The organism is Pseudomonas chlororaphis (genome assembly GCF_001921865.1).
In the GTDB taxonomy this organism is placed as follows: domain Bacteria; phylum Pseudomonadota; class Gammaproteobacteria; order Pseudomonadales; family Pseudomonadaceae; genus Aquipseudomonas; species Aquipseudomonas chlororaphis_D.
In genome coordinates, this window is record NZ_MSCT01000025.1 from 15,967 (window position 1) to 38,645 (window position 22,679).

20 protein-coding genes are annotated in these 22,679 nt (G+C 62.6%); 13 read left to right on the forward strand and 7 right to left on the reverse strand.

What is annotated here, in order from left to right; all coding sequences use genetic code 11:
- Positions 1 to 51: 51 nt before the first annotated feature.
- Positions 52 to 1,428 carry a glutamine synthetase family protein gene (locus tag BTN82_RS29545; protein ID WP_075122531.1) on the reverse strand — a complete coding sequence of 459 codons (1,377 nt, stop codon included), beginning with the start codon at positions 1,426 to 1,428 and terminating at the stop codon, positions 52 to 54.
- A 710-nt stretch (positions 1,429 to 2,138) separates the two neighbouring features.
- Here BTN82_RS29545 and BTN82_RS29550 point away from each other — a divergent pair.
- From BTN82_RS29550 to BTN82_RS29580, 7 genes are all read left to right on the forward strand, one after another.
- Positions 2,139 to 3,497, forward strand: a complete 1,359-nt coding sequence (locus tag BTN82_RS29550) for a glutamine synthetase family protein (RefSeq protein ID WP_075122532.1) — start codon at positions 2,139 to 2,141, stop codon at positions 3,495 to 3,497.
- 57 nt (positions 3,498 to 3,554) lie between these two features.
- Positions 3,555 to 4,919 (forward strand): aspartate aminotransferase family protein, encoded by a 1,365-nt coding sequence (locus BTN82_RS29555; RefSeq protein ID WP_075122533.1) that lies wholly within the window; start codon positions 3,555 to 3,557, stop codon positions 4,917 to 4,919.
- 185 nt (positions 4,920 to 5,104) lie between these two features.
- Positions 5,105 to 6,202, forward strand: coding sequence for a polyamine ABC transporter substrate-binding protein (locus tag BTN82_RS29560; RefSeq protein ID WP_075122534.1), 1,098 nt, complete (start codon positions 5,105 to 5,107; stop codon positions 6,200 to 6,202).
- 243 nt (positions 6,203 to 6,445) lie between these two features.
- Positions 6,446 to 7,540: a polyamine ABC transporter substrate-binding protein gene (locus tag BTN82_RS29565; protein WP_075122535.1), complete on the forward strand. Its 1,095-nt coding sequence runs from the start codon at positions 6,446 to 6,448 to the stop codon at positions 7,538 to 7,540.
- Positions 7,541 to 7,614: 74 nt separating this feature from the next.
- Positions 7,615 to 8,757, forward strand: a complete 1,143-nt coding sequence (locus BTN82_RS29570; protein ID WP_075122536.1) for an ABC transporter ATP-binding protein — start codon at positions 7,615 to 7,617, stop codon at positions 8,755 to 8,757.
- Between the two features lie 35 nt (positions 8,758 to 8,792).
- Complete coding sequence (locus tag BTN82_RS29575) at positions 8,793 to 9,674, forward strand: ABC transporter permease subunit (protein WP_410002851.1); 882 nt, start codon at positions 8,793 to 8,795, stop codon at positions 9,672 to 9,674.
- Entirely contained in the window at positions 9,671 to 10,561 is an 891-nt protein-coding gene (locus BTN82_RS29580) for an ABC transporter permease subunit (RefSeq protein WP_075122538.1), read from the forward strand. Before BTN82_RS29575 ends, BTN82_RS29580 begins: the two co-directional genes overlap by 4 nt.
- Positions 10,562 to 10,623: 62 nt before the next feature.
- Here BTN82_RS29580 and BTN82_RS29585 read toward each other — a convergent pair whose 3' ends face one another.
- Positions 10,624 to 10,965 (reverse strand): carboxymuconolactone decarboxylase family protein, encoded by a 342-nt coding sequence (locus BTN82_RS29585; protein ID WP_075122539.1) that lies wholly within the window; start codon positions 10,963 to 10,965, stop codon positions 10,624 to 10,626.
- 112 nt (positions 10,966 to 11,077) lie between these two features.
- Here BTN82_RS29585 and BTN82_RS29590 point away from each other — a divergent pair, with 112 nt between their 5' ends.
- The gene (locus tag BTN82_RS29590) at positions 11,078 to 11,983 is read left to right on the forward strand and encodes an AraC family transcriptional regulator (protein WP_075122540.1); all 906 of its coding nucleotides are present in this window, start codon (positions 11,078 to 11,080) and stop codon (positions 11,981 to 11,983) included.
- Positions 11,984 to 12,091: 108 nt separating this feature from the next.
- On the opposite strand, the gene BTN82_RS29595 is transcribed toward BTN82_RS29590, so the two are convergent.
- Together BTN82_RS29595 and BTN82_RS29600 are read right to left on the reverse strand one after the other, a co-directional pair.
- Complete coding sequence (locus tag BTN82_RS29595) at positions 12,092 to 14,503, reverse strand: penicillin acylase family protein (protein WP_075122541.1); 2,412 nt, start codon at positions 14,501 to 14,503, stop codon at positions 12,092 to 12,094.
- Positions 14,504 to 14,608: 105 nt separating this feature from the next.
- On the reverse strand, positions 14,609 to 15,187 hold the full coding sequence (locus tag BTN82_RS29600; RefSeq protein ID WP_075122542.1) for a DUF6436 domain-containing protein: 579 nt from the start codon (positions 15,185 to 15,187) through the stop codon (positions 14,609 to 14,611).
- A 109-nt stretch (positions 15,188 to 15,296) separates the two neighbouring features.
- On the opposite strand from BTN82_RS29600, the gene BTN82_RS29605 reads away from it, so the two are divergent.
- The gene (locus tag BTN82_RS29605) at positions 15,297 to 16,220 is read left to right on the forward strand and encodes an alpha/beta hydrolase (protein ID WP_075122543.1); all 924 of its coding nucleotides are present in this window, start codon (positions 15,297 to 15,299) and stop codon (positions 16,218 to 16,220) included.
- 118 nt (positions 16,221 to 16,338) lie between these two features.
- Here BTN82_RS29605 and BTN82_RS29610 read toward each other — a convergent pair whose 3' ends face one another.
- Entirely contained in the window at positions 16,339 to 17,091 is a 753-nt protein-coding gene (locus BTN82_RS29610) for a DUF2059 domain-containing protein (RefSeq protein ID WP_075122544.1), read from the reverse strand.
- A 170-nt stretch (positions 17,092 to 17,261) separates the two neighbouring features.
- Between BTN82_RS29610 and BTN82_RS29615 the strand changes: the two genes are divergently transcribed.
- Together BTN82_RS29615 and BTN82_RS29620 are read left to right on the forward strand one after the other, a co-directional pair.
- Positions 17,262 to 17,894: a 2OG-Fe(II) oxygenase gene (locus BTN82_RS29615; protein WP_075122545.1), complete on the forward strand. Its 633-nt coding sequence runs from the start codon at positions 17,262 to 17,264 to the stop codon at positions 17,892 to 17,894.
- Positions 17,895 to 17,896: 2 nt separating this feature from the next.
- Positions 17,897 to 18,379, forward strand: coding sequence for a DUF523 domain-containing protein (locus BTN82_RS29620; protein ID WP_075122546.1), 483 nt, complete (start codon positions 17,897 to 17,899; stop codon positions 18,377 to 18,379).
- 11 nt (positions 18,380 to 18,390) lie between these two features.
- Here the strand turns inward: BTN82_RS29620 and BTN82_RS29625 are convergent, their stop codons facing one another.
- The gene (locus tag BTN82_RS29625) at positions 18,391 to 19,164 is read right to left on the reverse strand and encodes a transporter substrate-binding domain-containing protein (RefSeq protein WP_075122547.1); all 774 of its coding nucleotides are present in this window, start codon (positions 19,162 to 19,164) and stop codon (positions 18,391 to 18,393) included.
- 133 nt (positions 19,165 to 19,297) lie between these two features.
- On the opposite strand from BTN82_RS29625, the gene BTN82_RS29630 reads away from it, so the two are divergent.
- On the forward strand, positions 19,298 to 19,735 hold the full coding sequence (locus BTN82_RS29630; RefSeq protein WP_075122548.1) for a DUF4399 domain-containing protein: 438 nt from the start codon (positions 19,298 to 19,300) through the stop codon (positions 19,733 to 19,735).
- 76 nt (positions 19,736 to 19,811) lie between these two features.
- Here the strand turns inward: BTN82_RS29630 and serA are convergent, their stop codons facing one another.
- Complete coding sequence (serA, locus tag BTN82_RS29635) at positions 19,812 to 21,041, reverse strand: phosphoglycerate dehydrogenase (protein ID WP_075122549.1); 1,230 nt, start codon at positions 21,039 to 21,041, stop codon at positions 19,812 to 19,814.
- 204 nt (positions 21,042 to 21,245) lie between these two features.
- Between serA and BTN82_RS29645 the strand changes: the two genes are divergently transcribed.
- Complete coding sequence (locus BTN82_RS29645) at positions 21,246 to 22,640, forward strand: FAD-binding oxidoreductase (RefSeq protein ID WP_075122550.1); 1,395 nt, start codon at positions 21,246 to 21,248, stop codon at positions 22,638 to 22,640.
- The last annotated feature ends 39 nt before the right edge of the window (positions 22,641 to 22,679 follow it).

The window sequence follows — 22,679 nt, forward strand, 5'->3', positions numbered from 1 at the left end:
AAAAACGCCACAGGCTTGTGCGGCCCGTGGCGTTTTTTTAGTGGCAACCGCTTACACGGTATGCAGGTACCAGTTGTACTCGAGGTCGGAGATGGAGTGTTCGAACTCTTCCAGCTCGCTCTCTTTACAGGCCACGAAGATATCGATGTATTTCGGGTCGATGTACTTGGCCATGACTTCGCTGTCGTCCAGCTCGCGCAACGCGTCGCGCAGGTTGTTCGGCAGGCTTTGCTCGTTCTGCTCGTAGCTGTTGCCTTCGGTCGGGGCCGGTGGCTCGATCTTGTTGGTCAGGCCGTGGTGCACGCCCGCCAGGACCGAAGCCATCAACAGGTACGGGTTGGCGTCGGCGCCGGCCACGCGGTGCTCCAGGCGGACTGCATCGGCCGACCCGGTCGGCACGCGCAGGGCCACGGTGCGGTTGTCCAGGCCCCAGCTCGGCGAGTTCGGTACGTAGAACTGCGCGCCGAAACGACGGTAGGAGTTGACGTTCGGGCAGAGGAAGGCCATCTGCGCCGGTAGGGTCTCGAGCACACCGCCGATCGCGTGACGCAGTGCGGCGTTCTGCTCGGGATCCTCGCTGGCAAAAATATTCTTGCCGTCTTTGTCCAGGACCGAAATATGGACGTGCAGGCCATTGCCCGCCTGGCCTGGGTAAGGCTTGGCCATGAAGGTGGTGTCCATCTCATGGTCGTAGGCGATGTTCTTGATCAGGCGCTTGAGCAGTACCGCGTAGTCGCAGGCTTTGATCGGGTCGGCAACGTGGTGCAGGTTCACTTCGAACTGCGCCGGGGCGCTTTCCTTGACGATGGCGTCGGCGGGGATGCCTTGTTCTTTCGCGCCTTCGAGAATGTCCTGCAGGCAGTCGACGTATTCGTCGAGGTCGTCGATCAGGTAGACCTGGGTCGAATGCGGGCGCTTGCCGGAGATCGGCGAGCGTGGCGGCTGTGGCCGGCCGTTCACGTTCTCCTGGTCGATCAGGTAGAACTCCAGCTCGAACGCGGCGCAGATGGTCAGGCCGAGTTCGTCGAACTTGGTCACGACCTGGCGCAGTACTTCGCGAGGGTCGGCGAAGAAAGGATCGCCTTCGAGTTCGTGCATGGTCATCAGCAGTTGCGCGGTCGGGCGCTTTTGCCAGGGTTCATTGCACAGGGTGTCGGGGATTGGATAGCAGATCCGGTCGGCATCGCCGATGTCCAGACCCAGGCCGGTGCTTTCCACCGTCGAGCCGTTGATATCCAGGGCAAATAAAGAGGCAGGCAGGTTAATGCCCTTCTCGTAAACCTTGTGGAGGCTGGTGCGTTCGATGCGCTTGCCGCGCACCACACCATTCATATCCGCAATTAGAAGGTCTACGTACAGAACCTCAGGATGATCCTTAAGGAACGCGTTCGCTTCGTTAAGCTGAACGGCACGCGGGGGTACCGACATGATGCAACACCTTTGTTATTAAAAATAACCGTTGTTAAAAATATCAATCATTGATCTTTTCAGGTTTCAGTCAACCCGAACGGCATGCCGAAGTCAAGCGAGGCCTTTTTTGCCCTAAAAAAGCGCTCGCAGGGCATTTTTGGGGCGCTTTTAAGGCTGTGCAGGCCTTGGTTGCCGCAGGCTTGAGCGGGCCGTGTTGTATTTTTTACGGGGGTGTTGTGTAAAAAAATGAACAAGGCTAAGCTCGAATCAAACCCATAACAGCAATAATACCGGGGTGTTTCATGTCTCGCCTGCCGTTAATCGGCATCACCGCCTGCTCCAGGCAGATCGGTCTGCATGCTTGTCCCATCGTTGCCGACAAGTCCGCTCGCGCAGTGGCAACAGCAGCCAGGGGCGTGTCCATGATCCACCCGTTCCCGTCCGATATTCTGGACGGTCTGGACGACATCTTCTTTACCGCCTCGCCCTCCAGAACCGCATTTTTGCTCTGCCACGGTCCCGTCGGCGCACGGGGGATTGCCGCCGCTTCTGCGCATGCAGCAGGAATGCGACGGCGCTCGCCAGGGCAGGTAAGCTCTTACGCTCCCGGTCTTGTCGCTTTCCAGGCATCTGGCGATGCTTTTCGCGAGCGGGCACTACCACGCGGCGCCAACGCGTCAAACATCCCTGGCTTATAAGAGCCAGGAAACTCACGCCTAGAGGCATTTATGAGTAACAACCTCGACCAGCTCACCGATTGGTTGAAAGACCACAAGATCACAGAAGTCGAATGCATGATTGGCGACCTGACCGGGATCACCCGGGGCAAGATCTCGCCGACCAACAAGTTCATCGCCGAGAAAGGCATGCGGCTGCCCGAGAGCGTGCTGCTGCAGACGGTTACCGGCGACTATGTCGAAGACGACATCTATTACGAACTGCTGGACCCGGCCGACATCGACATGGTCTGCCGCCCGGACCAGAACGCGGTGTTCATGGTGCCGTGGGCCATCGAGCCGACCGCCCAGGTGATCCACGACACCTACGACAAGCAGGGCAACCCGATCGAGCTGTCGCCGCGCAACGTGCTCAAGAAGGTCCTGAAACTCTACGCCGACCACGGCTGGCAGCCGATCGTGGCGCCGGAAATGGAGTTCTACCTGACCAAGCGCAGCGACGACCCGGACTACCCGCTGCAGCCGCCGGTCGGCCGCTCCGGTCGCCCGGAAACCGGTCGCCAGTCGTTCTCCATCGAAGCCGCCAACGAATTCGACCCGCTGTTCGAGGACGTCTACGACTGGTGCGAGTTGCAGGAGCTGGACCTCGACACGCTGATCCACGAAGACGGCACGGCGCAGATGGAAATCAACTTCCGTCATGGTGACGCACTGTCCCTGGCCGACCAGATCCTGGTGTTCAAGCGCACCATGCGTGAAGCCGCGCTCAAGCACGACGTGGCCGCTACCTTCATGGCCAAGCCGATGACCGGCGAGCCGGGCAGCGCCATGCACCTGCACCAGAGCATCATCGACATCGAGACCGGCAAGAACGTCTTCTCCAATGACGACGGGACCATGAGCCAACTGTTCCTCAACCACATCGGCGGCCTGCAGAAGTTCATCCCCGAGCTGCTGCCGCTGTTCGCGCCGAACGTCAACTCGTTCCGCCGCTTCCTGCCGGACACCTCGGCGCCGGTGAACGTGGAGTGGGGCGAGGAGAACCGTACCGTGGGCCTGCGCGTACCGGATGCCGGGCCGCAGAACCGTCGGGTGGAAAACCGCCTGCCGGGCGCCGACGCCAACCCATACCTGGCCATCGCCGCGAGCCTGCTATGCGGCTTCATCGGCATGGTCGAAGGCCATAACCCGAGTGCTCCGGTGGTTGGTCGTGGTTACGAGCGACGCAACCTGCGCTTGCCGTTGACCATCGAGGACGCCCTGGAGCGCATGGAAAACAGCAAGACCATCGAGAAATACCTGGGCAAGAAATTCATCACTGGCTACGTCGCGGTCAAGCGGGCCGAGCATGAAAACTTCAAGCGCGTCATCAGTTCGTGGGAGCGCGAGTTCCTGCTCTTCGCCGTCTGATGCGCGGGGCGCCGCCCTGACCGGCGGCGCTCTCACCGGAAAACTAGGAGAGTTCCAATGACCAGCAACAACCCGCAAACCCGTGAGTGGCAAACCCTCAGCAACGAGCATCACCTGGCGCCGTTCAGCGACTTCAAGCAATTGAAGGAGAAGGGCCCGCGAATCATCACCAACGCCGAGGGCGTTTATCTCTGGGACAGCGAGGGCAACAAGATCCTCGACGGCATGGCCGGCCTGTGGTGCGTGGCTGTCGGCTACGGTCGCGAGGAGCTGGCCGAGGCCGCCAGCAAGCAGATGCGCGAGCTGCCTTATTACAACCTGTTCTTCCAGACCGCCCACCCGCCGGCGCTGGAGCTGGCCAAGGCGATCGCCGATGTCGCGCCGAAGGGCATGAACCATGTGTTCTTCACCGGTTCCGGTTCCGAAGGTAACGACACCATGCTGCGCATGGTCCGCCACTACTGGGCGGTCAAGGGCCAGCCGAAGAAGAAAACCATCATCAGCCGCGTCAACGGTTACCACGGCTCCACCGTGGCCGGCGCGAGCCTGGGCGGCATGACCTACATGCACGAACAGGGCGACCTGCCGATCCCGGGCATCGTGCATATCCCGCAGCCTTACTGGTTTGGCGAAGGCGGCGACATGACCCCGGAAGAGTTCGGTATCTGGGCGGCCAACCAGCTGGAAGAGAAGATTCTCGAAGTCGGCGTCGATAACGTCGGTGCCTTTATCGCCGAGCCGATCCAGGGCGCGGGCGGGGTGATCGTGCCGCCGCAAAGCTACTGGCCGCGGATCAAGGAGATCCTCGCCAAGTACGACATTCTGTTCGTCGCCGACGAGGTGATCTGCGGTTTCGGGCGCACGGGTGAGTGGTTCGGTAGCGATTTCTACGACCTCAAGCCGGACATGATGACCATCGCCAAGGGCCTGACCTCCGGCTACATCCCCATGGGTGGCCTGGTCGTGCGCGACGAAGTGGTGGCGGTGCTCAACGAGGGCGGCGACTTCAACCACGGTTTCACCTATTCCGGGCATCCGGTGGCCGCCGCCGTGGCCCTGGAAAACATCCGCATCCTGCGCGAAGAGAAAATTATCGAGCGCGTCCAGGCAGAAACGGCACCCTATTTGCAGAAGCGTCTGCGGGAACTGAACGATCACCCGTTGGTGGGCGAGGTTCGCGGAGTCGGCCTGTTGGGCGCCATCGAGCTGGTTCAGGACAAGGCTACCCGGGCGCGTTATGTCGGAAAAGGCGTGGGCATGATCTGCCGGCAGTTCTGCTTCGACAATGGCCTGATCATGCGTGCCGTGGGCGACACCATGATCATCGCGCCGCCGCTGGTCATCAGTAAGGAAGAGATCGACGAGCTGGTGAGCAAGGCGCGCAAGTGCCTGGACCTGACCCTGAGTGCGCTGCAAGGCTAAGTGCTAGGCTCTGAGCGGAGTACCCTGCGGTACTTCGCTCGGGGCGGTCATGAAGGATGGGTCTTTTCTTGAAAGCCTGCCTTGGAACTTGCCAGACTACCGCCTGTTTTTAGTTGCCCGGCAACCGGTCGCTGAACACAAGGTTAAAAAGAATAATTGGAGCATTACGCATGAAGGCATTAGGTATGAAGATAGCTGGCAAGACCCTCCTCGCCATGTCCCTGATGGGCGTGATGGCGGCGGCAGCGCAGGCGGACGATAAGGTGCTGCACGTTTACAACTGGTCCGACTACATTGCGCCGGACACCATCAAGAAGTTTGAAGCGGAGTCGGGCATCAAGGTCGTCTACGACGTGTTCGACAGTAACGAAACGCTTGAAGCCAAGTTGCTGGCGGGCAAGTCCGGTTACGACATCGTCGTACCGTCGAACAACTTCCTGGCCAAACAGATCAAGGCCGGCGTCTATCAGGAGCTGGACAAGTCCAAGCTGCCTAACTGGAAAAACCTCAATGAATCGCTGCTCAAGGCCGTGTCGGTCAGCGACCCGGGTAACCAGCATGCCTTCCCTTATATGTGGGGTTCGATCGGTATCGGCTTCAACGCCGAGAAAGTCAAAGCCGCACTGGGCGCCGATGCGCCGACCAACTCCTGGGACCTGCTGTTCAAGCCGGAGAACGCAGCCAAGTTGAAGTCGTGCGGTATCAGCTTCCTCGATTCGCCAACCGAAATGATTCCGGTGGCCCTGCATTACCTCGGCTACCCGACCGACAGCCAGGATAAGAAGCAACTGGCCGAGGCCGAAGCGCTGTTCCTGAAGATCCGTCCTTCGATCGGCTACTTCCACTCCTCCAAGTACATCTCTGACCTGGCCAACGGCAACATCTGCGTAGCCGTCGGTTACTCGGGCGACGTCTACCAGGCCAAGGCGCGCGCCGCCGAAGCCGGCGACAAGGTCAAGGTCAGCTACAACATTCCGAAAGAAGGCGCCGGCAGCTTCTACGACATGGTCGCGATCCCCAAGGATGCGGAAAACGTCGAAGGCGCCTACAAGTTCATGACCTTCCTGCAGAAGCCGGAAATCATGGCGGAAATCACCAACGCCGTGCGTTTCCCGAACGGTAACGCGGCTGCAACAGCGCTGGTCGATAAAGACATCACCGCCGACCCGGGCATCTACCCACCTGCCGACGTGCAGGCCAAGCTGTACGCCATTGCCGACTTGCCGGCGGCGACCCAGCGGATCCTGACTCGCAGCTGGACCAAGATCAAATCCGGTAAGTAAGGCAAACCTGTAGCCGCTGTTCCTGGCGGCGATGGCCCTGAAAAGGGCCAGGCACTGTTCGAGGCAGCGGTGTCGATTGCAGCCTCACGGCGGCGGCTACAGGTCCTTGCAGCAATTAAATGACAGAAAGTTTTGCCGGATCGGTTTATCGAGGGTAAGTTGCGCGCCGGTTTTGTTGCCGGGCGGCCAGTGGCTGTCATGTAACGCGAGCAACTCAGGCCCAATTATTGAGAGGACCTCCACTTGCCTATTTCTTTATTTCGCAAAGCCATGCTGGTGGGTGCCGGACTGACGCTGGCCGTCAGCGCCTATGCCGCGCCGACCGTGCATATTTATAACTGGTCTGACTACATCGGTCAGAGCACATTGGCCGACTTTGAAAAAGCCACGGGCATCAAGCCGCTGTACGACGTGTTCGACTCCAACGAAACCCTGGAAGGCAAGTTGCTCGCCGGGCGTACCGGTTACGACGTGGTGGTGCCGTCCAACCACTTCCTGGGCAAGCAGATCAAGGCCGGGGCGTTCCAGAAGCTCGACAAGTCTTTGCTGACCAACTATTCAAACCTTGACCCGGCGTTGCTCAAGCGCCTGGAAAAGAACGACCCGGGCAACCAGTACGCCGTGCCGTACCTGTGGGGCACCAACGGCATCGGTTACAACGTCGATAAAGTGAAGGAAGTGCTGGGCGTCGACCATATTGATTCCTGGGCGGTGTTGTTCGAGCCGGAAAACATGAAGAAACTCGCCACCTGCGGCGTGTCGTTCATGGACTCGGCGGACGAAATGCTGCCGGCAGTGCTCAACTACATGGGGCTGAACCCCAATAGTACCGACCCGGCCGACTACAAGAAGGCCGAAGAGAAGCTGCTCAAAGTGCGGCCCTACGTGACCTACTTCCATTCCTCCAAATACATCTCGGACCTGGCCAACGGCAATATCTGCGTGGCCGCCGGCTTCTCCGGCGATGTGTTCCAGGCCAAGGCCCGCGCGGCCGAGGCGGGCAAGGGCGTAAACATCGCCTACGCGATTCCGAAAGAAGGCGGCAACCTGTGGTTTGACGTGCTGGCGATCCCCAAGGATGCCACCAACGTCAAGGAAGCCCATGCCTTCATCAACTATTTGCTGCAACCTGAGGTGATCGCCCAGGTCAGCGATTACGTCGGCTACGCCAACCCTAACCCGGGGTCGGACAAACTGATGGAGCAATCGATACGCACCGACGAAGCGGTTTACCCACCGCAGGCGGTTCTCGACAGGACATTCGTCAACTTCGAGCTACCCCCGAAAGTGCAACGTTTGATGACCCGTAGCTGGACCAAGGTCAAGACGGGCAAGTAAGGCTTAAAGCTCTAGCTATCCTGGGTTCGCCCGCCTCGGGCGAACCGCACTCTTTTTTTCTGGGAGTTTCGTAAATGGCAGTTGCCTCCGGCGCCTACAAGAAAGCCCTCGAGGGCGACCAGACACCGAAGCAGGTGCTGGTCAAAATCGACCGGGTCACGAAGAAGTTCGACGAGACGATTGCCGTGGACGACGTGTCCCTGGAAATCAAGAAAGGCGAGATTTTCGCCCTGCTCGGCGGCTCGGGTTCGGGCAAGTCCACCCTGCTGCGCATGCTCGCAGGCTTCGAGCGGCCCACGGAGGGGCGTATCTACCTGGACGGTGTGGACATCACCGACATGCCGCCCTACGAGCGGCCGATCAACATGATGTTCCAGTCCTATGCGCTGTTCCCGCACATGACCGTGGCGCAGAACATTGCTTTCGGTTTGCAGCAGGACAAGATCCCCAAGGCCGAGATCGATGCCCGGGTGACCGAGATGCTCAAGCTGGTGCAGATGAGCCAGTACGCCAAGCGCAAGCCGCACCAGCTGTCCGGCGGCCAGCGCCAGCGCGTGGCCCTGGCCCGCTCCCTGGCCAAGCGCCCGAAGTTGCTGCTGCTCGACGAACCCATGGGCGCCCTGGATAAAAAGCTGCGCTCGCAGATGCAGTTGGAACTGGTGGAGATCATCGAGCGCGTCGGCGTGACCTGCGTGATGGTGACCCACGACCAGGAAGAGGCCATGACCATGGCCGAACGCATCGCCATCATGCACCTGGGCTGGATCGCCCAGATCGGCAGCCCGATCGACATCTACGAAACCCCGACCAGCCGCCTGGTCTGCGAGTTCATCGGCAACGTCAACATCTTCGAGGGCGAAGTGATCGACGATGCCGAAGGCCACGCGACCATCACCTGCAAGGATCTGGACCGTAATATCTACGTCGGTCACGGCATCAGCACCTCGGTGCAGGACAAGTCGGTGACCTACGCCATCCGCCCGGAAAAACTCCTGGTGACCCCGGACATGCCGACGTGCGAGTACAACTGGTCGAGCGGCAAGGTGCACGACATCGCCTATCTGGGCGGGCATTCGGTGTTCTATGTCGAACTGCCGAGCGGCAAGCTGGTGCAGTCGTTCGTGGCCAACGCCGAGCGTCGCGGCGCGCGTCCGACCTGGGGCGACCAGGTGTACGTGTGGTGGGAAGATGACAGCGGCGTGGTACTGCGCTCATGAACATGCGAAAGCTCAAGCGCCGCCTCAATCGAATAATTCCCGGTGGCCGTCAGTTGGTCATCGGGGTCCCGTTCATCTGGCTGTTCCTGTTCTTCATGCTGCCGTTCTTCATCGTCCTGAAGATCAGCTTCGCCGAAGCCGACGTGGCCATTCCGCCGTACACCGAGATCTACAGCTTCGTCGACCAGAAGCTGCAAGTGCTGCTCAACCTGGGCAACTACGCGATGCTCGGCGACGACGAGCTGTACATCGCCGCCTACCTCGGCTCGCTGAAAATGGCCTTCTTCAGCACGCTGCTGTGCCTGTTGATCGGCTACCCGATGGCCTATGCCATCGCCAGCGCCCGTAAAGAGATGCAGACCGTGCTGGTGCTGCTGATCATGATGCCGACCTGGACCGCGATCCTGATCCGCGTCTACGCCTGGATGGGCATCCTCAGCAACAACGGCCTGCTCAACGGCTTCCTCATGAGCATGGGCTGGATCAGCGAACCGCTGCAGATCCTCAATACCAACCTGGCGGTCTATATCGGCGTGGTCTATTCCTACCTGCCGTTCATGGTCCTGCCGCTCTACGCCAACCTGGTGAAGCACGATACCAGCCTGCTGGAAGCCGCCTCGGACCTGGGTTCGAGCACCTTCAACAGCTTCTGGAAAATCACCGTGCCGCTGTCCAAGAACGGCATCATCGCCGGCTGCATGCTGGTGTTCATCCCGGTGGTGGGCGAGTTCGTGATTCCTGAACTGCTCGGCGGTCCGGAAACCCTGATGATCGGTAAAGTGCTCTGGCAAGAGTTCTTCAACAACCGTGACTGGCCGGTGGCTTCGGCCCTGGCAGTGGTGATGCTGGCGATCCTGATTGTGCCGATCATCCTCTTCAACCGCAGTCAGGCCAAAGAAATGGAGGGCAAGGAATGAAGCGCTTCAGTTTCTCCAACCTGATGCTGGTGCTCGGGCTGACGTTCATCTACCTGCCGATGCTGATCCTGGTGATCTACTCGTTCAACGCCTCCAAGCTGGTGACAGTCTGGGGCGGTTGGTCGGTGAAGTGGTACGTCGGCCTGCTCGACAACTCGCAATTGATGGGCTCGGTGGTGCGTTCCCTGGAGATCGCCTGCTACACGGCGATTGCCGCGGTGGCCCTGGGCACCCTGGCGGCCTTCGTACTGACCCGTATCACCCGTTTCAAGGGTCGCACCCTGTTCGGCGGTTTGGTCACTGCGCCGCTGGTGATGCCTGAGGTGATCACCGGTCTGTCGCTGTTGCTGCTGTTCGTGGCCATGGCGCAGATGATCGGCTGGCCCCAGGAGCGTGGCATCGTCACCATCTGGATCGCCCACACCACGTTCTGCGCGGCCTATGTGGCGGTGGTGGTGTCGGCGCGCCTGCGCGAGCTGGACCTGTCCATCGAAGAGGCGGCCATGGACCTGGGCGCGCGGCCGTGGAAGGTGTTCTTCCTGATCACCATCCCGATGATCGCGCCGTCGCTGGCGGCGGGCGGCATGATGTCGTTCGCCTTGTCGCTGGACGACCTGGTGCTGGCGAGCTTCGTTTCCGGCCCGGGTTCCACCACCTTGCCAATGGAAGTGTTCTCGGCGGTGCGCCTCGGGGTGAAACCCGAGATCAACGCCGTGGCCAGTCTGATTCTGCTGGCGGTGTCGCTGGTGACCTTCCTGGTCTGGTACTTCAGCCGCCAGGCCGAAGAGCGCCGCAGACGTGCGATCCAGCTGGCCATCGAAGAGGCTGCGGCCGATTCCTGGAAACAGCCGGACGTGCGCCGTGCCCAGGCCCCGGAAGCGGCCTGACAGCCGACAGTAACAACGAACATCGCCCCGACTCCGGGGCGATGTCGTTTCTGGGGAGCGCCTCAGCTTTTCAGCGTGTCGTAGGCCTCCAGGGTGCGCAGCGAATAGATATAGGCCGCGCCGGCATTCAGCGAAATGGCGGTGGCCAGGGTCGCCGCCACCTCTTCGCGGGTGGCCCCGGCCTTGATCGCGGCATCGGTGTGCACGCCGATGCAGCCGTCGCAGCGGGTGGTGATGGCCACGGCGATGGAAATCAGCTCGCGGGTCTTGGCATCGAGCACGTCGTTCTCGGCTGCCGCTTCGCCCAGGGCCATATAGGCCTGGACCATTTTCGGGTTGCTCTTGCCCAGGGAGCCGAAGGCTTTCTTGACGGTGGGCAACAGCTCGGACCAATTGTTGAACATGGCATTCACTCCAGAAGGGGATGGGGGTGTACTGTCGCGACACCTACAGTCTTGACCATCCTGGAGCTCCGGGTTTGTCCGATCCGCTCACTTACCGACGCGATGCGCTCAAATGAATTCGATCGATACCCTCATCGCCCTGGCCAATGTCCGCGGCAGCCTCGACCTGCGCTGCCAGTTTCAGGGCGACTGGGCCCTGGAGCATCCTCAGGAGGCGCTGGGCATGGCGCCGTACCACATCGTCCTGGCGGGGCATTGCCGGGTTGCGCTGCCCGACGGCCAGTACCTGCGGCTGCAAGCCGGGGACATCCTGCTGCTGCCGGAGGGTGCGCCCCATGTCTTCCTGAGCCCGGGCCAACGGGTGGCGGCCGGCACGCCGAGGGTGGAGGAGCGCGGGTTGCTGCCGGTGCATCGGCTGGGCGGCCCGCAGGTCGAGCTGGACATGCTCTGCGGGCGTTTTTTCTACAACCGCGCCTCGCTGCTGTTCGGCGCCTTGCCGCCGTACCTGCTGATTCCAGGCTCGGCCCTGCCCGATCAAGGGCCGCTGGCGGCGCTGGTGGGCCTGTTGCGTGGCGAGGCCGATGGCGACCAGGCCGGTGCCCGATTCTTGCTGGATGCGCTGTCGTCGGCGCTCTTCACCCTGATGCTGCGGGCATACCTGGCCAGCGCGGCGCCGGGCAGCGGCGCCTTGGCCTTACTCGGCGACAAACGCCTGGGGCGTGCCTGGCAGGCAATGCTCGCCGACCCCGCCCACGAGTGGACCATCGACAGCCTGGCCCAGGCCGCGGCGATGTCCCGGGCGACCTTCATGCGGGCGTTCGTGCGGGTGGCCGGGGTGTCGCCCTGGGCGCTGCTGACCCAGGTCCGCATGGAGCGGGCATTCGGTTTGCTCAGGCATTCGCACTTGAGTTTGAGCGAGATCGCCGACCAGGTTGGCTACCAGTCCCTGGCGGCCTTCAGCAAGAAGTTCAAGCAGGCCTACGGCGAAGCCCCGGGCAAGCTCAGGCGCCAGCTCTGACGGCATATGCGAGCCCCTGTAGGAGCGAGCTTGCTCGCGATAGCGTTGTACCTGATACAACGCGGTGCCCGCATCGCCAGCAAGCTGGCTCCTACAGATGCGAGGCGTTTATTGCGCCGCCCGCGCCGGCAGCAGCTTCAGGGTGCTGTGGGTATTGGCCGTGACTTCTTCCTCGCTGAAGTGCGCCTGCTGGTACACCCCTTCGATGTAGGCCTCGGCCTGGTCCTGGTAATGCTTGTCGAACGGTACGCCGCTTTGCCCGACCGGGTTGATGGTCAGGCTGTGGGCCGGGTCGGCGAAGTCGATCAGGCGCCGGGTCGAAGGGCCGTAGGTCACCGGCCAGGGCGCTGGGCCGATCTTCGCCGACTGGTTGTTCGGTACTTCGTGGGTACCCGGCGCGGCGAACGGGCCGACGTTGAACACCCGGTCCAGGGGCTTTTGCAGGCCCAGCGGGTGGCCGTGGGTCAGGGTATGCGCCTGGCCCCAGAGCCATCTTGTCGAATCGTCGCCGAAGGTCGCCTTGAGGTGGGCGAGGCTGGCGCACCAGGCGGCCTTGACCGTGTCGGCGCGGGTTTCCTTGCCCAGGGTGTTGCGGTTGTCCCACCACGGCGAGTCGGCGGAAGCGGCCAGCCGCGGCAGGGCGGCGTCGATCACCCGGGTGGTCAGCAGGGTGTCGAAGAAGGCGTCGCCCAGCTCGTCGTGGAAAGCCGCGTCGGTGAGGTCGAAGAGGAACTGGTTGAACAGGGTGGCGCTGGTCGAATCCAGCGGATAGTCGCCTTTCCACTGCGCCAGTTGTTCCACCAGCTTGAGCTCCTGCGGGTCGCTGACCACCTCGCGCAGCACCGGCAGCAAGGGTGCCAGCAGGCGCGGGCCGTAGGCGGTGACGGTGCCCAGCTGGAGTTTCTGGCTGGTTTCGAGATCCCATTTCACGCTCTTGTCGCTGAGCTGGCGGTCCAGTTGCTGGCCGCGGTCGGCGAGGTTGTAGTAGCCGGGGATCTCCATGCCGGTGGGCGAGAGCGGCTGGAAGTTGGCCGAGACGATATAGCCGCGCGCCGGGTTTTCTTCCTGCGGGTTGGCGCTGAACGGGTAGAAGCCGTCCTTGTCCGCCAGCGAGGTGCTGCCGTCGAGGATGAACGCGGCCTTGGCTCCGGTCGGGCGTTTGGGCAGCAGCGCCGCGGCCCACCAGCCGATGTCGCCCTTGGCGTTGGCCCAGACGATGTTCAAGCCCGGCGCCTGGACCTTGGCCGCGGCGCTGCGGGCCTTGGCCAGGGTGTCGGCGCGGTTGAGCTGGTAGAAGCCGTCGAGGATCGGGTTCGGCGTCTCCAGGAACGCCCACCACATGGCGATCGGCGTCTTGCCGGCGTTGGCCCCGAGCACGTCGTTGACGATCGGCCCGTGGGGCGACTGGCGCAGGATCTGGGTGACCGGCGGCTGGCCCTTGACCGCGATCTGCTGCTCGCTGGTGACCAGGTCGACCCACTTGCCGCGGTACCAGACCTGGTTGGAGTTGTTCGGGTTGACCTTCTCGGCGATCAGGTCGAGGTCGTCGTTCTGGAACATCGTCAGGCTCCAGCCGAAGTCCAGGTTGTGACCGAGAAAGGCGAAGGGCACCAGCGCCTGGTGATGGCCGTAGAGTTCGAAGCCCGGCGCCGACAGTTGCGCCTCGTACCAGACCGACGGCACCGCGAAGCGGATGTGCGGGTCGCCGGCCAGCAGCGGCTTGCCGCTCTTGGTGCGGCTGCCGGAGACCGCCCAGGCGTTGCTGCCCTCGAATTGCGGCAGGCCGGCGTCGGCCAGGGCCTCTTCGCTCAGCCGGGCGATGGCACCCAGGTCCTGCCAGTCGCTGGCAGCAAGGCTGGGTGCCTGCGGGGTGCGGCCCTTGGCCAGGACGCCCTTGGGTTGCCAGTCGAGGTCGAAGACTTTCAGGTAGTCGCTGCCGAGCTGGTCGCGCACATAGGTCAGCAGCGGCTCGGTACGGAAGGCCGCGGCGAAGCTGTAGGCCATGTAGCCGGCGACGCTGATGCTGTCTTCGGCGGTGAAGGAGCGCTTGGGAATGCCCAGGACGTCGAATTCGATCGGTTGCGGGTGCGTGTTCTGATATTGGTTGATCCCGTCCAGATAGGCTTGCAGGCCCTTCCAGGCCGGGGACTGGCGGTCGAGCCCGGCGACGTAGCTTTCGGCGCGCTCGCGGATGCGCAGGCTACGGAACAGTTTGTCGGTATCGAGCAGCTTCGGCCCCAGCACTTCGGCCAGCTCGCCGCGGGCCAGGCGCCGCATGATCTCCATCTGGAACAGCCGGTCCTGGGCATGGACGTAGCCCAGCGCGCGGTACAGGTCGGCTTCGTTTTCCGCGCGGATATGCGGCACGCCGCGTTCGTCGTACCGCACCGTGACCGAGCCCTGCAGGCGCTCCAGCTCGACCTGGCCCTGGCGCGACGGCTGCTTGCTGTACAGGTACCAGCCCCCTCCCGCGGCAAGGGCGAGGATCAGGACGGCGAGTACGGTCAGGGCGCGTTTCATGGTGACTCCTTGTTCTTTTTGCGATTGCCTACCGCGGGGAAGGCAAACATTTAGCACAGGCCTTCTGTGCCGGGCATCCATCGTCTTGGAAAAGTCAGGAATGCCTCAATCCGTCGAGTTCGGCCATGGACAATAACAGCCCACCGCCAGGGTGTGGGTGGCGTCGACCGTGCGGCCTTCGTGCAGGGCCTGGAGAATCGGTTCGATGAAGCTGTTGCTGGAGTTGCAGGTCAGGCCCTCGCTGTAGGGGCCGAAGTAGGCCAGCTTGCCGCTGCGGTCCCAGATCGCCACGGCCGGGCTGGCGGGGATCTGTTCCGAGCCGGGCAGGCCGTCGAGGATGTTCAGGCGGCTCAGGGTGGCGGGCAACTGACCATGGCTGCCGGCCTTTTGCACCGAGTAGAACTCCACGCCCTGTGGGCCATAGTGTTCGATCAGTTCGGCCAGGTGCTGCTGGTTGCCGACGTTGCACGGGCAAGCCGGGTCCCAGAAGTGCACCAGGCGGATGGCGCCTTCGCCGGCCAGCTCCGCCGGCAATTGCAGCGGGTCGCCGGAGAACACCGCGGTGTGCTCGCTGAAGGCCCGCAGAAAACGTCCCTGGAACCAGTCGTAGGCACTCCACAGCACCCCGGCGCACAGGAGGGCGAGCAGGCTGGCAAGCAGGGTCGTGCGGTAGGGCAGACGCATACGGATCATTCCTCGAAGGTCGCGTAGCTTGCCATGCTTGCCCCGACAGATGAATATCGCAGGCCGATAAAGCCTGTTTCGCGTTCCGCGCCACCCTTGGAAAATCCTTATGTCCGCGACCTTCGACCCCGATCTTCTGCGTGCCAGCCTGCGGCCCTTGGCCGAGGCGCAGCCGCTCTCGGCACAGGCGCAGGCCTATCAGCGCTTCTACGGGCTGGATTTGCCGGCCAGGCGCGGGCTCGGGCGTTTCACGGTCGGCGGCTACGAGGTGGTCGGCCAGGTCTGGTGGCCCGAACAACCGGTGGCCACGCTGTTTCTGTTGCACGGTTTCTACGACCATATGGGCCTGTACCGGCATGTGATCGAGTGGGCGCTGCGGCGGCAGTGGGTGGTGATCGCCTGCGACTTGCCGGGCCACGGCCTGTCCAGCGGCGAGCGCGCCAGCATCGATGACTTCGCGGTCTACCAGGCGGTGCTGCAAGGCTTGTTCGACGAGGCCCGCGCCCTCGATCTGCCCCAGCCCTGGCACCTGTGTGGGCAAAGCACGGGCGGCGCGATCGTCATCGACCATCTGCTCAACCAGGGCGCGCAGAGCCCGGCCCAGGGCCAGGTGATTCTGCTCTCGCCCCTGGTGCGGCCGCGTGCCTGGGGTTGGTCGAAGCTCAGCTATTACCTGCTGCGGCCCTTCGTCAACGGCATTGCCCGACGCTTCAGCGAGAACTCCACCGACCCCGGTTTCCTGCCGTTCCTGCAGAGCGACCCGTTGCAGCCCCTGCGCCTGCCGACCGCCTGGGTCGGAGCGCTGGCGCGGTGGATCAAGCGCATCGAGTTGGCCCCGCGCAGCAACCGGCAGTTGCTGATCGTGCAGGGGCAGGCGGACATGACGGTGGATTGGCAGCACAACCTGCAAGTGATCCGGGAGAAATTCCAGCAGCCCCAGGTGCTGATGCTGCCCGAGGCGCGGCATCACCTGGCGAATGAGGCGGCAAGCATTCGCCAGGAGTACTTCGCGTTCCTCGATCAGCGCCTCTGAGCGGCCCCGAGCAGCCTCAAGAGCGCGACCGCTGCGCGCTCGATCGCAGGCTTCGCCAGCGGCTACAAAGGCATGCAGAGGCTGCGGTAGGTCCGCAGGACCTCGGCGGTGGCAGGTTTTAAGGGGCGAGGCTGGAAGCGCTCTGGCCGACGGCCAGCCCGGCGCGGATCGCGGCGAGGGCGGCCTGGTAGTAGGCCTTGCCTTCGGCGGATTCGGCGAAGTTGGCGAACTCTTCCAGCTCAGGGTCGGACAGGTCGCGATAGACGTACAGCAGGGTGTTGTTCAGGTCGTTGCCGATCTGCGCCATCAGCCGCTGGCGCTGGCCGTTGAGCATGTTCTGCGCCTGGCCCGCGCCCAGCAGGCCGGGAATCATCTGGCTCAGGCTGTCGGCCGCGACCCCGGCGATCGCCAGGCTGACCTCGGCGCCGGCTTCGCGTGCCGGCAGCGCCTGGGCCAGGTGGCCGATGATCAGTTGGCGGGTATCGCTGGCCTGCATCTTCGGCAAGCCCTGGGCATTTTTCGCCAGCTGGTCGCGGCGGGTCGCCAACAGTTCGGCGGCGATGATCTTGCGCCCCAGCGGCGACTGGAAAAACGCCAGCGCCGGCTTCGGGTCGGCGAGGTTCTGCCGCAGTTGCGTCTGGGCGCGTTGGTCCATGGCCTGCGGGGCGAAGCGCTGGTTGCTGTTGTTGACCAGCGCCTGATAGACCGCTGGTGGCAGGCTATTCTGGTAACGCTGTTGGGCGGCGGTGAGGGCATCGTTGAAATGCGCGCGTTGTTCCGGCCAGCCGGCGACCTTGTACAACTGGTCGTGGCCGTCTGCCCAGGCGGGCAACACACAGAACATCAACAGTGAAAAAAGCAAACGGCGCATAAGGACTCCTGTCGGCAGCCCACTATTCTCCGGGGCCAGGCGATGGTTGTCGAGAATTCGTATCAGGTTCAGTACGCAAACTGTCCGATCAAACGATGAGTGTCGCGGTCATCGAGGTGTTGGTCAGAATTTTCTTTGGCATCTGTTGGATTTATCTAGCTGTGGATACTATGCGCGCCATGCAAATACCCTCTGATCACCCACTGCTGTTACGCATCGTCGATGACCTGGCCGCCAGTGGCTGGTCGCAGCAGAATATCTTCCTGCCAGAAGCTCTGACCCTGGAGCTGGCGGCCGAGTGCCGTAAACGCGCGGCTGAAGGCGAACTGGCGCCGGCGGCGGTGGGCCGGGGTTTGGCGCAGGAGATTCGCGAGGGTATCCGCGGCGATCATATCCAGTGGCTCGAGCCCGGCCAGGCCGACTGTTGCGACGTCTACATGGGCTTGATGGACAGCCTGCGCGAAGCGCTGAACCGGGGCCTGTTCCTCGGCCTGGAGGACTTCGAAAGCCACTTCGCCCTGTACCCGCCGGGGGCGTTCTACCTCAAGCATGTCGACCGCTTCCGCGATGACGACCGGCGCATGGTCTCGGCGGTGATCTACCTCAACCAGGACTGGTTGCCCGAGCAGGGCGGGCAGTTGCGCATGTACCTGGGCGACGGGGCCGAGCACGATGTGGATCCCGCCGCCGGCCGGCTGGTGGTGTTCCTGTCCGGCGAAGTGCCCCATGAAGTCCTGCCCGCGACCCGCGAACGCCTGTCCCTGACAGGCTGGTTCCGCCGGCGCGGCAACGAGCCGTTCTGAACATGCACAAGATCCTTGTCAGCCGTTGCTTGCTGGGCCACCGCGTGCGCTACGACGGTGGGGCCAGCGGGCCGTTTGACGTATTGGCGCGTTGGCAGGCCGAGGGGCGGGTGGTCGCGTTGTGCCCGGAGGTCGCCGGCGGCTTGCCGACGCCGCGGGCCGCCGCGGAAATTCCCGGTGGGCAGGGCGGCGAAGTGCTCGATGGCCTGGCGCAGGTCATCACCACCGAGGGTGAGGATGTCAGCGCCGAGTTTCTCAGCGGTGCGCGGCAGGCGCTGGAGTTGGTGCGCGCGAACGGCATCCGCGTCGCGGTGCTCAAGGCCAACAGCCCGTCCTGCGGCAACCTGCTGACCTACGACGGTACCTTCAGCGGGACCAAGGTCAGCGGCGAGGGCGTGACGGCGGCGTTATTGAAACGCGCCGGAGTGCTGGTGTTCAGCGAGCTGGAACTGGCCGAAGCGGCCGCCGCCCTGGCGGCTCTCTAAACCCTGCGAACTCAAGGCTTGGGCGGCTTGCTCGCATCCATGCCGAACCATTTTTCCGACAATGCCATCAGCCGGCCATCGGCCTTGATGCGCTGCAACGCGCCGTCGAGGCTGGCCTGGAACGCCGGGTTTCCTTTCTGGAACGGGATCGCCAGGCTCAGCGTCGGCCCGACCTTGGCGCCTTCTTTTACCGGCAGGCGGCTGTCGCGGATGGCGTAGGGGATCAGCAGGCGGTCGCTGATGGCGGCGTCGAGCTGCTTGTCCGCCACATCCTTGATCGGCTGCTGGGCGTTCGGGTAACTGCGCAGGTCGATACCTTCCACGGTACGCGCCTGCTCGACGAACTGGCTGCCCTGGGCTACGCCCAGCGCCTGGCCCTGGAGCGCTTGCAGGCTGCCGAGCGGGCGCTGTTCTTCCTTGCGCACGATCAATTGCGCGCTGGAATAGCTATAAGGTTCGCTGAAGTCGAAACGATCCTTGAGTTCCGGGGTCATTGCTATGTGATTGATGGCGACGTCGTAGCGGCCGCTTTCGACGCCGGGCAGCAAGTCGGCGGCGTCGGTGACCACGAAGTCCGCGCGTACATCCAGCTCGCGGGCCAGCAGTTGGCCCAACTCGACCTCGAAGCCGGCGAGCTTGCCGTCGTCCTTGAAGTTGAAAGGCGGGGTATTGGCTTCCAGGGCGATCCGCAGCTCCCCGCGGTCATTCACGTCGTCGATCAGTTCGGCTTGAGCGTAAGTGCTCACAAGAGGCAGCAAAAGTATCAGGCCAGGCAGAAAACGCATGGTCACTCCTTGAATTTATATGGGCGATGCGCTGTTCAGGCTCGCTTTGCTATGGTGTTGATTGCCCTTCGACAACGATATGCCACGAAGTTGTCATAACCGTACCGATTTTGCGGAAAAACTGGAGAAGAGAATGAAAACCTTTATGTCTCGTGCTGCATTGGCCGGCCTGCTGCTGGGGGCTTCGATGCTGGCTTCTGCGGCGGATATTCCTCGTACCAAGGCGCCGGAAGGGGCGTCTGTATTCATCGTCACCCCGGTCAATGGCGACACCGTGGCCAAGACCTTCAAGGTCAAGTTCGGCGTCAGCGACATCGCCCTGGCGCCCGCCGGCGACCAGACTCCGCACACCGGGCACCACCACTTGCTGATCGACGTCGACAAGCTACCGGCCGAGAACCTGCCGATCCCGGCCGACGCCCAGCACATCCACTTTGGCAAGGCGCAGACCGAGACCGAAGTGACCCTGGCCCCGGGCAAGCACACCCTGCAACTGGAGCTGGGCGACAAGAACCACATGCCGTTCGACCCGCCGATCGTTTCGGAAAAGATCACCATCACCGTCAAGTAAAGGCGGGCGGCAGAAGAATCCGCGCAATAAAAAAAGGGAGGCCCGAAGGCCTCCCTTTTTTATCGCAGGCGACTGCTTAGAACAGTACGCGGCTGCGGATGGTGCCGTTGACGTGTTGCAGCTTCTCTTGCGCCAGCTCCGAGTATTCGGCGTCGACGTCGATCACCACGTAGCCGACTTTCTCGTTGGTCTGCAGGAACTGACCGGAGATGTTGATGCCGTTTTCGGCGAAGACCTTGTTGATCTCGCTCATCACGCCCGGGATGTTCTCGTGGATGTGCAGCAGGCGGTGTTTGCCAGGGTGCGCCGGCAGGGCCACTTCCGGGAAGTTCACCGACGATACCGACGTACCGTTGTCGCTGTACTTGACCAGTTTCTCCGCCACTTCCAGGCCGATGTTGGCCTGGGCTTCGGCGGTCGAGCCGCCGATGTGCGGGGTCAGGATCACGTTGTCCAGGCCGCGCAGTGGGCTGGCGAACTCTTCGTCGTTGGAGCGTGGCTCCACCGGGAACACGTCGATGGCCGCGCCGATCAGGTGCTTGTCCTTGATCGCTGCAGCCAGATGGTCCAGCTCGACCACGGTGCCGCGCGCGGCGTTGATCAGGATGCCGCCTTTCTTGATGGCGCGGATTTCCTTCTCGCCGATCATCCACTGGGTGGCAGCGGTTTCCGGAACGTGCAGGGTGACGATGTCGGACATGCCCAGCAGCTCGTGCAGGTTGCCGACCTGGGTGGCGTTGCCCAGCGGCAACTTGGTCACGGTGTCGTAGAAGAACACCTGCATCCCCAAGCCTTCGGCCAGGACCGACAGTTGGGTGCCGATCGAGCCGTAGCCGACGATGCCCAGCTTCTTGCCGCGGATCTCGAAGGAGTTGGCCGCGCTCTTGATCCAGCCGCCACGGTGGCAGGAGGCATTCTTCTCAGGGATACCGCGCAGCAACAGGATCGCTTCGGCCAGCACCAGTTCGGCTACGGAACGGGTGTTGGAGTACGGGGCGTTGAACACGGCGATGCCGCGCTCGCGAGCCGCGTCGAGGTCGACCTGGTTGGTGCCGATGCAGAAACAGCCAACAGCCACGAGCTTCTTCGCGTGATCGAAGATCTCTTCAGTCAGCTGGGTGCGGGAGCGAATGCCGATGAAGTGCGCGTCGGCGATCTTTTCCTTCAGTTGGGCTTCCGGCAGAGAACCGGTGAGGTACTCGATACTGGTGTAGCCCGCGGCCTTGAGGACGTCGACAGCCGATTGGTGGACGCCTTCGAGAAGAAGGAACTTGATCTTGCTCTTATCGAGAGAAGTCTTGCTCATCTGCGTAAACCTGTGTCCCGGAGAAAAATGGCAGGAAATGGTCAACAGATGCTGACCCGGACGGCAGGAAAGCCGTCGCCGCAGAACGCCCTTCGGCACTATTCTGCGGGGGGTCGTATGCTAGCATACGGGCCCCGCTAAACACTCATTCCTGCGACGTGAAGCGTTCTCAGGATGACCATGAATTGTTCGAGAGTTCTGTCGATGACCAATCCCGCGCTGATTGATGAGCTGAAGACCCTGGTTGAGGCTGGCAAGGTCCTGACCGATGCCGACTCCCTCACTGCTTACGGCAAGGATTGGACCAAACATTTCGCCCCGGCGCCGAGCGCCATTGTCTTTCCCAAGACCATCGAGCAGGTCCAGGCCATCGTGCGCTGGGCCAACCGGCATCGGGTCGCGCTGGTGCCGTCCGGCGGCCGTACCGGCCTGTCGGCCGCGGCGGTCGCGGCCAATGGCGAGGTGGTGGTGTCCTTCGACTACATGAACCAGGTCCTCGACCTGAACCTGACCGACCGCACCGCGGTTTGCCAGCCGGGCGTGGTGACCCAGCAATTGCAGAACCTCGCCGAAGAAAACGGCCTGTATTACCCGGTGGATTTTGCTTCCGCCGGTTCCAGCCAGATTGGCGGCAATATCGGCACCAATGCCGGCGGGATCAAGGTGATTCGCTACGGCATGACCCGCAACTGGGTGGCCGGCATGAAAGTGGTCACCGGCAAGGGCGACCTGCTGGAATTGAACAAGGACCTGATCAAGAACGCCACCGGCTACGACCTGCGCCAACTGTTCATCGGCGCCGAGGGCACCCTGGGCTTTGTGGTCGAGGCCACCATGCGTCTGGACCGGGCGCCGAAGAACCTCACGGCGATGGTGCTTGGCACCGCCGATTTCGACTCGATCATGCCGGTGCTGCATGCCTTCCAGGGCAAGCTCGACCTGACCGCCTTCGAATTCTTCTCCGACAAGGCCCTGGCCAAAGTCCTGGGCCGTGGCGACGTGCCGGCGCCGTTCGAGTCCGAGTGCCCCTTCTACGCGCTGCTGGAGTTCGAGGCGACCACCGAAGAAGTGGCCAACCAGGCCCTGGAGACCTTCGAGCATTGCGTGGAGCAGGGCTGGGTCCTGGACGGCGTGATGAGCCAGAGCGAAACCCAACTGCACAACCTGTGGAAGTTGCGCGAGTACATCTCCGAAACCATCTCCCACTGGACGCCGTACAAGAACGACATTTCGGTGACGGTGTCGAAAGTCCCGGCTTTCCTGCGGGAAATCGACGAGATCGTCGGCAAGCACTACCCGGACTTCGAGATCGTCTGGTTCGGCCACATCGGCGACGGCAACCTGCACCTGAATATTCTCAAGCCGGATAACCTCGACAAGGACCAGTTCTTCGCCAAGTGCGCCACCGTGAACAAGTGGGTGTTCGAAACCGTCGAGAAGTACAACGGTTCGATTTCCGCCGAGCACGGCGTGGGCATGACCAAGCGCGATTACCTGACTTACAGCCGGTCGCCGGTGGAAATCGAATACATGAAGGCGGTCAAGGCCGCGTTCGACCCGAACGGCATCATGAATCCGGGCAAGATCTTCGCTGTCTGACCCACGGGGTGTTCCAGCAGCGGTACCTGATGAACCAAA

Coding starts and splice junctions, on each gene's coding strand:
- BTN82_RS29545 (WP_075122531.1), bottom strand. CDS start 1,428: ATGTCGGTACCCCCGCGTGCCGTTCAGCTTAACGAAGCGAACGCGTTC.
- BTN82_RS29550 (WP_075122532.1), top strand. CDS start 2,139: ATGAGTAACAACCTCGACCAGCTCACCGATTGGTTGAAAGACCACAAG.
- BTN82_RS29555 (WP_075122533.1), top strand. CDS start 3,555: ATGACCAGCAACAACCCGCAAACCCGTGAGTGGCAAACCCTCAGCAAC.
- BTN82_RS29560 (WP_075122534.1), top strand. CDS start 5,105: ATGAAGATAGCTGGCAAGACCCTCCTCGCCATGTCCCTGATGGGCGTG.
- BTN82_RS29570 (WP_075122536.1), top strand. CDS start 7,615: ATGGCAGTTGCCTCCGGCGCCTACAAGAAAGCCCTCGAGGGCGACCAG.
- BTN82_RS29580 (WP_075122538.1), top strand. CDS start 9,671: ATGAAGCGCTTCAGTTTCTCCAACCTGATGCTGGTGCTCGGGCTGACG.
- BTN82_RS29585 (WP_075122539.1), bottom strand. CDS start 10,965: ATGTTCAACAATTGGTCCGAGCTGTTGCCCACCGTCAAGAAAGCCTTC.
- BTN82_RS29590 (WP_075122540.1), top strand. CDS start 11,078: ATGAATTCGATCGATACCCTCATCGCCCTGGCCAATGTCCGCGGCAGC.
- BTN82_RS29595 (WP_075122541.1), bottom strand. CDS start 14,503: ATGAAACGCGCCCTGACCGTACTCGCCGTCCTGATCCTCGCCCTTGCC.
- BTN82_RS29600 (WP_075122542.1), bottom strand. CDS start 15,187: ATGCGTCTGCCCTACCGCACGACCCTGCTTGCCAGCCTGCTCGCCCTC.
- BTN82_RS29605 (WP_075122543.1), top strand. CDS start 15,297: ATGTCCGCGACCTTCGACCCCGATCTTCTGCGTGCCAGCCTGCGGCCC.
- BTN82_RS29610 (WP_075122544.1), bottom strand. CDS start 17,091: ATGCGCCGTTTGCTTTTTTCACTGTTGATGTTCTGTGTGTTGCCCGCC.
- BTN82_RS29615 (WP_075122545.1), top strand. CDS start 17,262: ATGCGCGCCATGCAAATACCCTCTGATCACCCACTGCTGTTACGCATC.
- BTN82_RS29620 (WP_075122546.1), top strand. CDS start 17,897: ATGCACAAGATCCTTGTCAGCCGTTGCTTGCTGGGCCACCGCGTGCGC.
- BTN82_RS29625 (WP_075122547.1), bottom strand. CDS start 19,164: ATGCGTTTTCTGCCTGGCCTGATACTTTTGCTGCCTCTTGTGAGCACT.
- BTN82_RS29630 (WP_075122548.1), top strand. CDS start 19,298: ATGAAAACCTTTATGTCTCGTGCTGCATTGGCCGGCCTGCTGCTGGGG.
- serA (WP_075122549.1), bottom strand. CDS start 21,041: ATGAGCAAGACTTCTCTCGATAAGAGCAAGATCAAGTTCCTTCTTCTC.
- BTN82_RS29645 (WP_075122550.1), top strand. CDS start 21,246: ATGACCAATCCCGCGCTGATTGATGAGCTGAAGACCCTGGTTGAGGCT.